Origin of the sequence: Paenibacillus favisporus (assembly GCF_040545415.1) — a bacterium.
In the GTDB taxonomy this organism is placed as follows: Bacteria; Bacillota; Bacilli; order Paenibacillales; family Paenibacillaceae; genus Paenibacillus_AQ; species Paenibacillus_AQ favisporus.
The window spans coordinates 540679-556432 of the sequence record NZ_JBEPLV010000002.1; the positions used below are offsets into that span (position 1 = coordinate 540679).

The following is a 15754-nucleotide window of genomic DNA, read 5'->3' on the forward strand; positions in this document are numbered from 1 at the left end:
GCTTTATTGACATCATTGTATCGGACAAGCCGTAAAAAGGCTGTTGCAAGGTGTCGGGCTTTGGGGCACGGGCACGGGTCTTTTTTTGCCTTCTTTTAGCGAGGGAGGTCAAATGCTCATGGACGGATGGATCTTAAGTGAAACAGACCGCAGGTTATGGCGGACAGGTTCACCTTGGGTTCATACTGCCATGTCATTTCGCTGCGCCGGTTGTCGTATTGCTCCCGGATGGCCGTAAGCTTTTCCTCCTCGGTTTCTTTCAGGAGGTCTTCGTAATACATGTCGATCACTGCAAGCTCATCCCTAAGGCGCTCCCTAGCGGCTTCCGCCCAGCTGTAATCCTCGCCCGCCAGCTGATCCTTCATATGCTTCTCCAGCAGATTGGCTGCGCCTGCGAGCGAGAGGCTTCCCGGCTGGATGTGGATATTCTCGGGAAGCCGCGGCCCGAGTTGAAGCTTATCCAGACGCCGGGCAAACTGTTGGTCGATTTGCCCCGTCACCAGCGAGATGCCGATGAAGTGGAGCGCTTCTTTCTTCACGTCGCAGGTCATCTCGACCTTGAAGCAGACGCCCAGCCACGGCTCGTAGGGGGCGGAGAACAGCGTCTCCCGCTGCAAAGGGCCCGGCTGCTCGAACAGGTATACGCAGGAGCCCTCCTGCCGGGCTACGGACCAAATTTGCTGCAGCCGGCTGCTGCCGTATGTGACGTCTTCGCGGGGAATCCGCCCCGGGCCGATCCGCGGCCCTGCCGGATTCACCCCGAAATACCTCGACAGAATTCTGTCCTGCGGCTGAGGCTGCGCTGAAGGCGGTGGGGTTTTGGCCGCCTGTTCGTTATATTGGTCCGGGTCAAAGACGAAGGTGTAGGAGAGAGTCTCCGGCTCCGCCCCCGTCCGTTCAATAAAGCCCCAGTAGTAGGGGCGGTTGGTCAGCTGTTTGTCCGCCTGCGGTGACAGCTTGACGGTCACGTGATAAGGAGACTTCTCGATAATGCTGCATTCGGTCGTCTCCAGATAGGTTAGCACTTGCTTCTGAACTTCCTGCGGGGACAGGCTCATCAAGCTTCCTCCTCAATGACGGTTTCCGCATCTTCGTATTCGATCTCGCGCTTGATCTGGTCAAGCGACTGCCCGAGCGAGCTGACCTTGCTGCGGATTTCCTCATCCGACTCCGACTCGAGGAACAGCTTGTACAGGCTTTTCTCGAACGATTCCTTTTTCTCGAAACGCTCCAGAATGACATCCAGGCCGCCGATGACCGTCTCGAACATGTTGATTTTTTCGTGCAGCAGGTTCAGGATATGCTCCTCGATCGTTCCGGTGGTGGACAGGTTGTAAATCTTCACGTCGTTCTGCTGCCCGAGCCGGTGGACTCGGCCGATCCGCTGCTCGACCCGCATCGGGTTCCACGGCAGGTCAAAATTGATCATATGGTGGCAGAACTGCAGGTTGATGCCCTCGCCGCCGGCTTCGGTAGCGATCATGACCTGGGCCCGGCCGCGGAACAGGTCCATCATCCAGTCCTTTTTACCCCGGTTCATTCCGCCGCGGTACGGCACACAGGACAAGCCGTGCTTTTGAAAATACTGAAGCAGGTATTCCTGTGTCGCCCGGTATTCGGTAAACACGATGACCTTTTCGTTCATGTCCTTGATCAGCTCGATCGTCTTTTCGGCCTTCGTGTTCGCTTTGATGTTCCGGATTGCGTTCACCAGCTCCCACACCTCGGCGGTGAGCGGGGAGTCGTCCGGAATCTTCTTGGACAGGTTCACGAGGGTCAGGAACACCGCGTCCCGGCTGCTGCACACCTCGCGCTGCAGCGTGACCAGGGACAGCATGCTGCTGAGGTTGCCCCCGGACGCTTTGTACTGGTTCTTGACGAAGGATGTTACACCGTCGTACAGCGCCTGCTCCTCAGGAGAGAGCTGCAGGCTGACGTTGCGTACCGTCCGCTTGGTGAACTGCACAGGACCTTCGCCGCGCCGGTTGCGGATCATCACCTTGGCGAGCTCGTCCCGGAGCTGACCCTCGTTCTTCGCCTGCCGTTTGCCGACGACGAAGTTGGCCGCAAAATCCCCCTGCCGCCCGAGCTGGCCGGGCTTCAGCAGCGTAATGAGGTTAAAGAGCTCGCTCATATCGTTTTGAACCGGCGTCGCGGTCAGCAGCAGGCAGTACTTTTTCCGAAGCTTCTGTATAAATTGATAGTTCGTCGTTTTCTTGTTCTTCAGCTTGTGCGCCTCGTCGATAATGAGCATGTCGTATTCCTGCTCCATCAGCATGTCCTTATGGGGCTCGCGCTTGGCGGTATCCATGGAAGCGACGACGACGTCGGAATGCCAGGAATACGCCTTTTTCTGCGCGACCGCCGGGATGCCGAATTTGCTGTTCAGCTCGCGGACCCACTGGAGCACCAGGGAGGCGGGCACCAGAATCAGCACTTTGGATACCAGCCCGCGCACCATGTATTCTTTTAAAATGAGTCCCGCTTCGATCGTCTTGCCCAGTCCGACCTCATCGGCCAGAATGGCTCTGCCGGACATCTCAAACAGCACCCTCCGCGCCGTGTCGATCTGATGGGGAAGGGGGGACAGGTCCTGCAAATGCTTCACACACTGCAGCTCGTCAAAGCTCGTCACAAGCCGCGCCTCTTCGCCTTGAACGGCCAGCTGAAACAGCCGGAAGTCACCCCAGGGGCCGCCTTTATCCAGGCGGGATTCCAGGTTATCCAGCCAGCTGCGGTCAATATTCAGGGGAACGGGAAGGTCCCCGGCCTGCGCCCCGCTACCGAGATGAGAAGTTTTCAAGCCTTGTACCTCCTTCATAGGTTCGTAATCTCGCGTAACAGTAGTATGCACGTAAACCGGAGAGTTCATAACCTCCGTATGGTTGAAGGCATCCGCTGATTTTCACAATTTTTTTCAAAGGAACTGAAGCAAAAAAGTGAGATTGGCGGAGAAAAGCAAAGGTTGTCCCAGAGTGAAGAGCTTTCATGGTCTAAATTTCAGGATTAAGGCGTGGAGTAACAATATGTGGTATAGTATAATCATCTATGCACACAATATATGGTACATGACGAGCGGATTTGCGTTTTAAATGGGGTTATTTCGTTTATTAATTGGAAGGAACCCGGCTACATACAAGCCTTTCCCGGAAGTGAACCGGCACTTTTAGCGCAGGCGGCAGACCGACAATATCCGCTGATCGGAACCGGAGCCGATTCGTTCGGCAGAACCAGTCATGGGAGGAGAATGTAACAGTGAATCAAGTTCAAAGCAAACAGAAGCTTGAGGGGTTAAGCGAAAAAATCTTTTTGGACCGGTATGCATGGAAGGACCCTAACCCGAATCACGCTAAAGTAGGAGATGTCGTTCTCGTACTGACCAAGGATGATCCGAAGTTTCCGACAAAGGAAGTCGGCGAGATCGTATCGCGCGAGGGGAAACGGGCGACGGTAAAAACACGCCGCGGCGAGCTGGTGGAGACGGACGTCGAGAAGCTGACGCTGAACATCGAGAAGACGCCTGAGGAAATGTGGGAGCGGTTGGCTGGGGCCATGGCATCGGCGGAACCGACGCCGGAGCTGCAGGCCGAGTGGAAAGAGAAGTTCCGCTACATTCTGGAAGACTGGAAGCTCGTTCCGGGCGGGCGGATCGCCGCCGGAGCGGGTGCCAGTGACGAGCTGACGCTGTTTAACTGTTACGTCATTCCTTCGCCGAAGGACAGCCGCGGCGGTATCATGGCGACGCTGTCCGAGATGACCGAAATTATGGCGCGGGGCGGCGGGGTCGGCATCAATCTGTCCTCGCTCCGTCCGCGCAGATCCGTGGTCAAGGGCGTGAACGGATCCTCGAGCGGTGCGGTATCCTGGGGTGGACTGTTCAGCTACACGACCGGCCTGATTGAGCAGGGCGGCAGCCGGCGCGGCGCGCTGATGCTCATGATCAACGACTGGCACCCGGACGTGCTCGACTTTATTACGGTCAAGCAGACGATGGGACAAGTGACGAACGCCAACCTTTCCGTCTGTGTCAGCAATGATTTCATGAAGGCGGTCAAGGAGGATCTGGACTGGGAGCTGGTATTCCCGGATACGACGGATCCGGATTACGACGAGCTGTGGGACGGCGACCTTGAGAAATGGAAGCAGGGCGGCCATGCTGTCATTCCGTACCGGACGGTGAAGGCGAGCGAAATCTGGCATACGATTATCGAATCGGCATGGAAATCGGCCGAGCCGGGCGTCGTCTTTATGGAATATTACAACCAGATGTCCAACAGCTGGTACTTCAACCCGATCATCTGCACGAATCCGTGCGGCGAGCAGGGGCTTCCGGCATGGGGCGTCTGCAACCTGTCTGCGATGAATCTTTCCAAGTTCTACGATGAAGAGAAGCATGATGTGGATTGGGACGAACTGGCGACGGTGACGCGCTACTCCGTGCGTTTCCTGGATAACGTTATCGACACGACGCCGTACCATTTTGAAGAAAACGAGAAAAACCAGAAGAAGGAGCGCCGGATCGGCCTCGGTTCGATGGGTCTGGCGGAGCTGATGATCAAGCTGAACATCCGGTACGGCAGTCCGGAATCGCTCGAGTTCCTCGACAAGCTGTACGGGTTTATCGCCCGCGAAGCATACCTGGCATCGGCCGACATTGCGGCAGAGAAAGGCTCGTTCCTGGCGTTTGATGCGGATCCGTATTTGCAGAGCGGATTTATGAAAAATATGACCGAGGCGTTCCCGGAAGTCGGCACAGCCATCCGTGAGAAGGGCATGCGCAACGTGACCGTCATTACCCAAGCGCCGACCGGCAGCACGGGAACGATGGTTGGCACGTCAACAGGCATCGAGCCGTACTTCGCGTTTAAATACTTCCGTCAGAGCCGACTCGGCTTCGACGAGCAATTTGTACCGATCGCGCAGGACTGGCTGGACGCCCATCCGGGCGAAGAACTGCCGGATTACTTCGTGACGGCGATGGATCTGACGGCGGAAGACCATATCCGCGCCCAGGCTGCTATTCAGCGCTGGGTCGACAGTTCCATCTCGAAGACTGCAAACTGCCCGGCCGACTTCACGGTCGAAGAAACGAAGCGGTTGTATGAGCTGGCGTTCGACCTTGGCTGCAAGGGCGTGACGATCTACCGTGACGGCAGCCGCGACGTGCAGGTGCTGCAAACGGAGAAGAAGGAAGACAAGAGCGAAGCGAAGGCCGCTCCGGCTGCAGAAACAGCTGCCTCCGAGGCTGCCGTACCGGCTGCCGCAGAGCAGGCGGGTGCCCAGGTAGCCGCTGCCGTGGCAAGCAGCCAGAGCTCCGTAGTGGATAAGCAGTACAAGCGCCGGCCGCAGGTGCTGCGCGGCGCAACCTATAAGATCAATACGCCGTTCGGCATGGCGTACATTACGATCAACGACCTCGACGGCATTCCGAGTGAGATCTTCCTGAACGTAGGCAAGGCAGGCTCCGATGTGTTCGCCATGGCGGAAGCGCTGGGCCGCGTCTGCTCCCTGTTCCTCCGCTACGGCGACCATGGACACAAAGTGGAGCTGCTGATCAAGCACCTGAAGGGCATCGGCGGGTCCGGCGCGATCGGCTTTGGCGTCAACCGCGTGGAATCGATCGCCGACGCGGTCGCCAAGGCGCTGGAAGCGCATGTGCAGAGCGGCATCGACGAAGAACACCCAGAGCCTGCTCCCGTGGCAGCTACGCTGGCACCGGAGACGGCAGACCATGGCGGCACACACTCGCACAGCCATGATGCGCCGAAGGCGTCGGTGGACCTGTGCCCGTCCTGCGGGGCTGCGGCGCTGATCAATATCGAGGGCTGCAAGACTTGCGGCAACTGCGGGTACAGTAAGTGCTCGTAAGAGTGGATGTAATGATAGTAGGATGATAGAGAGTTGGTTAGAAGTGAGCTGTAATCCTTCAAAAGGTTTGCAAAAGTGAAAATAAAGTTTGGGAATTTAGGCTAGTTAAACGTGGGCCACGACTGGGTTTTAGTGAAATCCTAGTGGGTTCTAAGATCAGCTGTTTCGATAAAGTTTGAAAAAGATTCTTACATTTTTTCGCATTAATTGAAAAAGGTTTACAAAAAAACGAAGCGGTATTTAACGCTTCGTTTTTATTTTAGATGAACAAGACTAATCGCCAAATGGGATCTCACATGCTTTTTTTTATAATTACTTATTACCTAAAATGGATTATAATGGTAATTGAGGTGGAGGGACAATGCTAAAGAATTTTCTGATTGGATTCGTTGTTGTAATATGTCTATTAATTTTGGTCGGTGTCTACCATTTCATTACCACACAATAGTTGGAGGGGAATCTAGTGGGAACGAAAGGAAGTGTCCTGGGCATTATTGGATCAATTTTAGGAATGGTTCTGTCCGTATTTTTGATTTTTTGGTTTCGCACAGATCCCGGAGATATTCAATATTTGGTTGTTATCTTTTTTTTGCTTTTGCCTTCATCGCTTGCCTCTTATGCTGTAGTAAAGGCATCATTCAGTATGCTGCTAATAGCTGAGATATGGACTATTCCTTTATTAAGTTATTTGACTTTTTTTGGACACGGCATTCCCAAATTTTCTCTATTAATACCTTTGCTATATACTATCAATCTATGGATTTTAAAGTATAAAAGAGAAGAACATTAATTATTGTTAGCTATATGAGCCAGGAATCATTCCCGATGCTGACAAGATTGACAGCGAGCATAAACATAAACCACGTAGGTGCTCAATAGAGCGAACTCTCGGCATAAGTGCACCGTCATCGACCTTACTAATGCCGAGATTCTTATTTCCTTAGCAGCAATTTGATCTTTATGTATATGTATACGTAAATATCATATCGCGTATAAATTCAGTCAAAATAAGGATTTAACGTGTATACGTATACAAAAATACCCGACCTAATAAGTGCTCGTAAGAGTGGATGTAATGATAGGGAAATAGAAGAAAAAGAAAATAGAGAAAATGAGAGAAAGTTAGATAGATTCCCTCTCATCGCTCTTGTATGAGCTGTAACAAAACACACATGTCCTTCGCCTGTTCCTCAATGGATCAGGCGTTTTTTATTTAAGTCGGATTACCGGGTAATAATCCAGGTGTTCTTCTATCTCGCATCACTTTGAACCGGAAACGAGGATGGGACCGGCAAAATCCGATGCCTCCTCGCCGTTGGGATTGCGAAGACGAAACAGGAAGGCATCGCCTGCTTCTGACTTCCACACGATATAATCGTGAATCCCTTCACCTCCCGAGGATTGAAGATAGAGCTCGGTAAAGCCCAGCGGATGCTCGACAAGTTCTCCGCTATGATCGGATACTTCGCCGAACGAAACCAACTCCTTTTTTACCTGCAGCTGCAAGCTGAGCTAAATCGTAATTAGCAGGCAGCTTTTCAATATCGACATAGTACTCCGGGTGGCTGCTAAGTGACAGACGTCCTATAGCAGCGTTAAAGGCAAACTTGTCAAATACGTATAAGGAAAAGCCATCGGCTTGCTGCAAGTTGGCGGTGTGCGTGTTAGGGCGCTCTTGATATGGAATGAGGATATACTTGAACTTATCAAAGGCTAAACTAACGGAAACAATAGCTCAATAAAGACGTTTGAAGGCAGCCGACCCCAAAGCAGGCTGCTTCTTTCATTAAGCAAATGATTTGAATTACTTTCTATTGTGACTGTGTTAGTGGTAAGCAAACGAAAATAATCTTAACACTCCTTGTTCCAGTTCGGTCTGTTATTGCTGACGGCTACGGGTTCGGCACTTCAGATGAAAATACCTTTGATGAACGCAGATTAAAATTCGTTGATTGAGCGACTTGCTGAAGGATGACGGCGCTAAATTACATTAAGGAGGGATTCAAATAAAAGCAGATAACTTTTTACCGGCTATCGGGTGTGCAACAACAGCTATGGGAATATTATATTTCCCACCGATATTACAGTTTTTTTGGGGTATAGAGTCGGCAGAATTGAGCTTAATCTGGTGCTTTATTCAAATCTTTTTGGGGATCGCGATATATTCAAAAGATTGGCATCGTATACGAAAGCCCATATTTTTCCTAAATTTCATGTATCAGTTGACTTGGGGGTTTTTAACCATAGATCTAATGGCAAGAATTCCAGAAAGATATGTTGAATACTCACCTTATCTGTTACATCTTGTGATCGCTTTTAGTTCAGGGTGGTATTACTTTAAGCACAAAAACAAATTATCCTCGTTAAGCTAACGAAGAACCGCCAAGGCGGTTTTCTTCCGCTACGACTAGCGCTCTTTATGAACAACAGGGACGGATGACTCATGGAAGACAAGTTTGAGGAAATATTTCAGTATGCAAAAGAGCAACCTGAGCTCATCGTCATCGAGCAGCGCAAGAATCTGATCGCAAAGGCGAGAAACCGATAGTAAATAAATCAGGAGGGGTGTGAGTTTATTTGAAGTTTTTTTTAATATCGTTATTGACATTATCATTGTTAGCCGGATGCACTGATAGTAACTCAATCATAGAAGATGCGGATACATTAGAAAAAGTCGAGATTATTAAGGATCCTCCAGCAAATTATCTCAAAATAAAATTTTATAGTGATCAAATGTTCGAACAATATATTTATTTAATTCATGGTTACTCCATCGTAGATACTAATGACAAGAACTTCAAAAGGGGTGATGTTGTTTATTATAAAACCCCTCATTTCGATCATTCATTTAATCCCAAATTAAACCCACCTGAAAATAGTATAGCGAGAATCATTGCCTTGCCAGGAGAGAAGGTTAGTATGAAGGATTACCAAATTTACGTTAATGGATCTAAGTTAGATACCTTCTATGGCAAATATCCATACCCAAGTGACTACTCAAAAGTGGATAGCGATATGAAGGAAGTGAAGGTTCCTGACGACTGCTTCTTTATTATCGGTGATAACTGGTGGCGGAGTATAGATAGCACATTATTTGGACCTATAGAAAGCCAAAAACTAATTGGTAAAGTCATCGGAGTAACCAAATAAATTCAAAGGAACACTTCCTTACCAGAAGCTGCACCATGCCTTTTCTTCTGCATCCAGGATGTCCCGCACAACTTCATCCGACGGAGTGTAATGTTCAAGAGAATGAACGGATTGGGCTGATTGTTACTACATTTGGTGATTTTGCGCGAGTAGACCAAGTAAAAGGATTTAACGAATCAGAAATCGCCAGAAACATGAACGATATCGGACCCAATACGGAAGAAATAATAACCGATCATGGGGTCTACGTAAAAATACCAGAGTTCATGTGGTATCCATAAGAAAGTGCGGAGGCGTGATGCTTATGAAAAAGTGGGTATTACTAATGCTTGTTGTGATTTCTGAATTATTTTTCCAAATAGATATTACAAAAGCAGATTTTCAATTACAGAAACCGTTACTAACACGAGAGGATATTTCATCTGTTCAAGTAAACGGTTTATACGGTCATTCTCGCTTATTTAGGGAAAATGATGGGTATGAAGAAGTAGTCATCGAAAAGGTTATCAAATGGATTAACACATCAAACCTTTCCACTGGACCAACTGAACTTGAGCTTAATAAAACTTCTACTCTCCCGAATTTGAGAATAAACATGAAAAACGGTAATGTTTCAGTTATTGAGCCTGCATATAATTGTTCATCTGCATCCAAAACAAAGATATGCACGCCAGCGGAAGGTGAGGTTATATACACCTGGAACAATAAGAAGGTTCGATTGCAATCCAGAGAACTGTTCGACTGGCTATTAGTCGGGTGGAAATATGAAAGTGTAGGAGTTTCTAAAGAGGAGCTGCTTGAAGAGACTTTATACTTCAGATACTATCCTTATTTCGATGAAACTTACTCGGATTTTATCATGTGTCCCCGAATAGATAAAATTGAAAGAATAAAAGGGAATACAAAAAGACATATTGTTCATTTGAGTGCGTTAAATTATAGCTCACATCATGGTGATATTCCCTACGATAGAATCCATGTTACGTTGAGTGACACTCCAGAAAACGGTGTTAAGATAATTAAAGTTGAGATAGAAAAGGCTGTTTCTGAGAAAGAAACTGCCAAACAGTGTAGACGAGAAGATTAGATCATGGGGATGCAAGACTGATCAGGAAAAAGGAAGTGAGCGTCCTCACTTCCTTTTTTCTTTGCAAATTTATTAGCACGAAGTTAAGTTCAAGAGATAATCTCTCCGAAGGTTGGCTATTTGGTTAATTTGGTACAAACATAACATTTTTATCCTGGTACATCTTATCTTTGTATTCGTAAGTGATGATTATGCTTCCAACACTCTCGCCTCCGGGAGTTATAAGAGTGGGGAGGATTGCTGTTAACTCGCCATTTCGTATTTCGTATTCGATAATGCTGCCGTATGCAATATCCTTAAATAGATGCGATGGATTAATTCCCGACTTCTCGATATTGACAACCGTTCTTCTATTACCGATAGTGATTTCAGCGTTTGCTGCAGTTAATTTAGTCTTTACATTCTTCATAGCCACGATTATGGGGTTATCAACATAACTTTCATTCAAAAACTCTCCAGGTGTCGATCGACCCAAATTAAATACGTGAACTTCCTTCTCAGATACACCTGATCCGGCACCGGTTGTCAGGATAATGACAAGCTCGTTGACTCCATCTTGATTAATATCTGAATAATAAAGCTCTATTTCTCGATTTATTGAACTTCTCCAGTAAGGAAAATGTCTTATTCCATTGTTAACTTTTAGTTCAAAGTTCGTAAAGTATCCGTCTTTTATAACGGCGTAAAGGGTGGCACCTGCAGCTGGTAATGCTGCCACCAACTGTGGAATTGGCTCTTTATCCATAATATATACTGTATTTTTCTGGTGGTCTCGTTGTACATCGTATCCCAGTGCTTGTCCCATAGCCTCAAGAGGGACCATGGCCTTGCCTTCTATTAATTGTGGAGAAACATCTGATCGAATTTCTTTCTTATGAAAGACAATTTTGATTGGAGTTTCAGCGAAAGCAACGTTTGAAAAAATTAACGAAGCTAAGATCGTTGTGGTAACAAGCTGTCTGTTCTTCATCATTCCTCCGTAATACTTAATACTGCTCCTATAATACTTTTAAACTGTCCATTTTTGTTAGAATTATTCTCAATGCCTGCTGGTTAAATCATTTACATCAACCCGTTACCTGCCCAAATCATGAAGCGAAGAGCTCCTAAAGAATAATTCGAGATCCATTTCGTCTTGGAGTGGTCACCTCGCGAAACGACCGAACTATAGGAGCTTACGATGAAAGTATCAGAGAATCGTAATCGATCTTGGTCAATGTTTATTGTTGTGTCGGGGCTAATTTATACCATAGAATGAGCTGTAATAGCTGGTAATATTAAATTGGCAGGTTTTTATGCGGGACGAATGACTGGAGAAGTACTATTGCTCAAATTCCGGGTTTCAGTGATAACATTTTTGCATCATTGTTCCTTTTAAGCGGATTGATAGTAATAGCTGTTGCACTATTTAAGAGCAAATAATTGATTAATGATTTAGCTAACGGAGAACGATAATGATATTGCAGCAGGCAAAAGTAGAGGGATGCCCCAAGTCTTGAAATAACGCACAGTATCGCAGAAATAAGCGCATGGAATCGAAACAATTGTTGTTATGAAGCGTCTTAAATATCATTATCGGTACAGGGGAGGTGCTGAATGACAATAAAACGAGTTCTTGTTGCAATATATATGGTTTTGTTAATTATCTCAATGATCGTTATATTTGTGCAGTTTAAGGAAAACCAGAGGTATGAAAGATATATTTCCGCTAAATTAAGTCAATCATTATCGGATTTTTTGACAGCCGTATTGGTTAGCGAAGAGACCCTTCATCAATACATGAACAGTGGCAAGAAAGAAATGCTGCCCAATCAGGCGACTTCACTTTGTTACAATTTTAAATCGATCGGGACGGAATATGAAGAATTGCTTCAGACCGCAAAATCTTTAAAAAAGGTGAACGACGTACAAACTGACCAAATAACAGCAAACGCAGCTCAGGATATTCATTTTTTTCTGGCTAGGCAACTGATCGGAAATGGAGTCCTCGGGGATTGTACACCGCCTAAGTCAACTCTTACGCTTAACGAGAAACAATTCGAAAAGATAAAGGGCATCTATGAGATAAGTAAACAATGGTCCGCGATTGCAAAGAATCTGGTTCCCGAAGCTACTCCAAATGGTGTTAAAAATGCCAATTGGGACTTCGTTGTTAACGATATAGTGTGGGTGCAGTTATTAAAAGATTACTCAGCTTACGCAAATGAATCGGGGATGACGGGGACCAATCAATTTTTCAACTAACGGGATACAATAGCTAAATCACAACACAAAAACCGGATTCATTTTTGAATAAAGAGTCCGGTTTGTGTTGTAATGAATTGCTTAGCGTACGAATTTTTTAGTTTTCTGAAGTGCCCCTTGGATATCATATTATGGATAATCTAAGTAAAAATAAGGATTTATCGTGTGTACGTATACATAAATACCCGACCTAACAAGTGTTCGTAAGCTTTATTCAAAATCATAAAAATTGAAAAAGATTCTTACACTTTTTTCGCATTAATTGAAAAAGGTTTAAAAAAAACGAAGCAGTATTTAACGCTTCGTTTTTATTTTAGATGAACAAGACTAATCGCCGGAGCAAAAGAATAATCTCCCTGCAGATCTGTCTATTTGACGGGTTTAGTCCTATGGATTACATTAGGCTTAAACCTAATGCAGGGAGAATGGGATTGTGAGAAAAGGAAACTTGGAGCTTTTAAAAAAAATTAATAGGGATCTCGTACTCGAAACGATACGCTCCCAGCAGCCCATCAGCCGTGCCAAAGTCGCACAGCGTCTCAATTTTAGCCGTTCCACAGTCTCGTCCATCGTCGACGAATTGATCGCCAAGAAATTCGTGGTGGAAACCGGTCTCGGGTCATCAACCAGGGAAGGCGGGAGAAGGGCGATCGAGCTCGAATTTAATCCGAAATCCGGTTTCGGGGTTGGCGTCGAGCTGATGGCGGACGGGCTGTTTATCTGCATCACGGATTTGGATGGGAACATGGTATGGAAAGATCGATCGGACTCAGGCAACGACTTTAAGACAATCTATGAGTGCATCCTAGCGAGTTTAGATAAAGCGTCTATATCGATGGATAAAGTGATAGCCATTGGATTCTGTATTCCGGGTCTTACCAACAGTAAAAAAGGAATCATTGTGGATGCGCCAGAGCTTGGCTGGAAGGATGTTGCCTTTGTCGACGAAATGAAAAAATACTTGGCAAAGCCCATCTACGCAAACAACGACGTGAACTGCGCGGCTCTTGGTGAACGTTGGGTCGGCGGGGCCAAGGACCTGGAGAATTTTATCTACATCTCGATCGGAATGGGCTCGGGTGTCGGCAGCGCGATTGTCGCGAATGGGAACCTGGTGCATGGCAAGGATTTCATGGCCGGAGAAATCGCATATCTGATCCAAGAAGAAGACGTCATGCGGAATCAGGTGAATGTAGCCGGACAATTCGGCGTCTTTGAGAAAAAGGTTTCGGGCAAGTCGCTCGCTGATGACGAGAGCTCGGTCCAGGCTCTTTTCCGAGCCTATGCACAAGATGATCCCCAATCCGTTCAAACGGTGAGCCATTTCGTTACACACCTATCGATCGGGATCGCCAACATGGTCAGCCTGCTTAACCCCGAGAAAGTGATTCTAGGAGGCGAATTGGCCGGGTATCTGGAGCCCGTGTTAGCTGAAATCCGTTCCACCGTTGACCGGATGACCCCGATTCGAACGACAGTAGAGACTTCACAAATGGGTGTAGAAGCTGGGGTCCTTGGTGTTATCGCTTACGCCTTTGATCAGGAACAGAACGTTATTTAGGAGTTTGCTCACAAACTTAATTCACATGCGGTTGGTTCGAATGTAGAACCAACCGCATTTTTTTATTGACATCCCTATGAAATCGGTTTATTATTCGTTTTAGTTAGTACGTACACAGAACAAACTAACTTAAAACAGCGGAAACTGGGGTGCCGACAGAGTGATTAAACAGTGAAAAGGAACAATGCACAGCTGTCTCAAGCTGAACAGTTATACGGTGTCGGAGTCGATATCGGCGGAACGAAGATCATGATTCTGATCGCTAACCAAGCCGGCGATATCGTACACAGGAAAAAAGTGAACACCAGCAGCGAATTTGACGTTATTTCTGAGCATATCAAGGAAAGTCTGCGCGCCGCCGGCATCTCTCTGGATCAAGTGGCCGCCATGGGCTTCGGGGTTCCGGGCATTACCAACAGCGAGGAAGGCAGCGTGATCGAGGCGCCTGCGCTGCAGTGGGATCATGTACCGTTTCGGGAATGTATGCAGCGGTACTTCGACAAGCCGATTTTCGTTGACAACGATGTCAATTGTACGGCACTTGGCGAGAAGTGGCTTGGCTCAGCGAAAAACTCGGAAGATTTTGTCGTCGTAGCGATCGGAACGGGCGTGGGCAGTGCGATCATGGCGAACGGATCGTTGGTGAAGGGCAGCAACTATATGGCCGGGGAAGTCGCGTATTTGGTTGTCGAGCAGGACATGCTCGGCGATCGTGTCAACGCTTTCGGCGATTTCGGCCAATTTGAGAAGAAGATCTCAGGAGTTGCCTTATCACAATACGGTGCGTTGCCTCATGAACTATTCGAGCAATACGCTCGCGGCGACGAGAAGTCGAAAGGGATCATCCAACAGTTCGTGACAGATTTGTCGATCGGGATTGCTAACATGGTGAGTCTGCTTAATCCCCAGAAGGTCATTCTTTGCGGTGGAGTCTCACAATCGTTGGAACCGGTGCTCGAACTTATTCGCTCAACGGTGTCGAGCTTGACGCCGATTCCCACTTCGATCGAATTGACTTCCATCGGGGAAGAAGCGGGGGCCATCGGAGCAGTCGCGCTAGCATTTGAAAAAGCAGGTATGGATTTAAACAGGGGGGATTGGCATGAAAACGCATATCGCACGCAATTATCATGAAATGTCGTCACAAGCCGCCGAATTGATTATTCATCAAATCAAGCAAAAACCTGACTCGCTGGTTTGCTTTGCTGCCGGCAATACTCCGCTCGGCACGTTCTCCTGTTTAGTAGAAGCGGTGCGCCAGGGAAGGTTAAGCCTTGATCAGTGCAAATTTATCAGTCTGGACGAATGGGTTGGACTAGGAGCTTCGGATGAAGGAAGCTGCCGGGAGACGATGGACCGCCATTTATTCGAACCATGCGGAATTAAGGAGCAAAATATCCATTTCTTTAACGGGACCAGCAATGATCTGGAAGCGGAATGCAAGGCGATGGACGACTTTATCGGGGCACACGGAACGATTGATTTATTGCTGCTCGGCGTTGGAATGAACGGTCATTTGGGCTTTAATGAACCCTATGCCGACTTTGAAGGGTATTCGTATGTGACGGACCTCGACTCTACTACGAAGCAGGTTTCCGTAAAATACTTTCCGGATCATAAGGACGTCCAAAAGGGAATTACACTCGGGATCAAACATCTAATGCAAGCCGGTACTGTGATTCTAATCGCGGACGGAGACAAAAAAGCGGATATCATGAGAAAGGCTCTTAAGCACGAGGTGACGAGCGAGATACCGGTCACGGTTCTGCAGCGCCATCCCAATGTCTACGTCTACATGGACGAGGCAGCCGCAGCGTTGGTTCGCTGAAAAGCGAACCCCACGG

The 15754-nt window shown here is 47.6% G+C and carries 12 protein-coding genes; 8 read left to right on the top strand and 4 right to left on the bottom strand.

From position 1 onward, the window contains the following. Positions 1-116: 116 nt before the first annotated feature. Together ABID47_RS10610 and ABID47_RS10615 are read right to left on the bottom strand one after the other, a co-directional pair. The gene (locus ABID47_RS10610; RefSeq protein ID WP_354496467.1) at positions 117-1058 is read right to left on the bottom strand and encodes a YqhG family protein; all 942 of its coding nucleotides are present in this window, start codon (positions 1056-1058) and stop codon (positions 117-119) included. Then, positions 1058-2803 carry a DEAD/DEAH box helicase gene (locus ABID47_RS10615; protein ID WP_263880528.1) on the bottom strand — a complete coding sequence of 582 codons (1746 nt, stop codon included), beginning with the start codon at positions 2801-2803 and terminating at the stop codon, positions 1058-1060. Before ABID47_RS10615 ends, ABID47_RS10610 begins: the two co-directional genes overlap by 1 nt. A 452-nt stretch (positions 2804-3255) precedes the next feature. Between ABID47_RS10615 and ABID47_RS10620 the strand changes: the two genes are divergently transcribed. Continuing rightward, positions 3256-5868 carry an adenosylcobalamin-dependent ribonucleoside-diphosphate reductase gene (locus ABID47_RS10620; protein ID WP_354496469.1) on the top strand — a complete coding sequence of 871 codons (2613 nt, stop codon included), beginning with the start codon at positions 3256-3258 and terminating at the stop codon, positions 5866-5868. Positions 5869-6331: 463 nt separating this feature from the next. Then, positions 6332-6658: a hypothetical protein gene (locus ABID47_RS10625; protein WP_354496471.1), complete on the top strand. Its 327-nt coding sequence runs from the start codon at positions 6332-6334 to the stop codon at positions 6656-6658. 470 nt (positions 6659-7128) lie between these two features. Here ABID47_RS10625 and ABID47_RS10630 read toward each other — a convergent pair whose 3' ends face one another. Then, on the bottom strand, positions 7129-7374 hold the full coding sequence (locus ABID47_RS10630) for a hypothetical protein (RefSeq protein WP_354496473.1): 246 nt from the start codon (positions 7372-7374) through the stop codon (positions 7129-7131). A 1071-nt stretch (positions 7375-8445) separates the two neighbouring features. Here ABID47_RS10630 and lepB point away from each other — a divergent pair. Continuing rightward, on the top strand, positions 8446-9018 hold the full coding sequence (gene lepB / locus ABID47_RS10635) for a signal peptidase I (protein ID WP_354496475.1): 573 nt from the start codon (positions 8446-8448) through the stop codon (positions 9016-9018). Positions 9019-9322: 304 nt separating this feature from the next. Further along, entirely contained in the window at positions 9323-10105 is a 783-nt protein-coding gene (locus tag ABID47_RS10640; RefSeq protein ID WP_354496477.1) for a hypothetical protein, read from the top strand. Between the two features lie 124 nt (positions 10106-10229). On the opposite strand, the gene ABID47_RS10645 is transcribed toward ABID47_RS10640, so the two are convergent. Beyond that, positions 10230-11078, bottom strand: a complete 849-nt coding sequence (locus tag ABID47_RS10645; RefSeq protein WP_354496479.1) for a stalk domain-containing protein — start codon at positions 11076-11078, stop codon at positions 10230-10232. Between the two features lie 623 nt (positions 11079-11701). Between ABID47_RS10645 and ABID47_RS10650 the strand changes: the two genes are divergently transcribed. From ABID47_RS10650 to ABID47_RS10665, 4 genes are all read left to right on the top strand, one after another. Beyond that, a complete protein-coding gene (locus tag ABID47_RS10650) occupies positions 11702-12349 on the top strand; it encodes a hypothetical protein (protein WP_354496481.1) in 648 nt (215 codons plus the stop codon). Between the two features lie 433 nt (positions 12350-12782). Beyond that, positions 12783-13910 carry an ROK family transcriptional regulator gene (locus ABID47_RS10655; RefSeq protein WP_354496483.1) on the top strand — a complete coding sequence of 376 codons (1128 nt, stop codon included), beginning with the start codon at positions 12783-12785 and terminating at the stop codon, positions 13908-13910. A gap of 171 nt (positions 13911-14081) precedes the next feature. Continuing rightward, positions 14082-15044, top strand: coding sequence for an ROK family protein (locus ABID47_RS10660; protein WP_354496485.1), 963 nt, complete (start codon positions 14082-14084; stop codon positions 15042-15044). After that, positions 15013-15738, top strand: a complete 726-nt coding sequence (locus ABID47_RS10665) for a glucosamine-6-phosphate deaminase (RefSeq protein ID WP_354496487.1) — start codon at positions 15013-15015, stop codon at positions 15736-15738. The genes ABID47_RS10660 and ABID47_RS10665 overlap by 32 nt, the downstream gene beginning before the upstream one ends. The last annotated feature ends 16 nt before the right edge of the window (positions 15739-15754 follow it).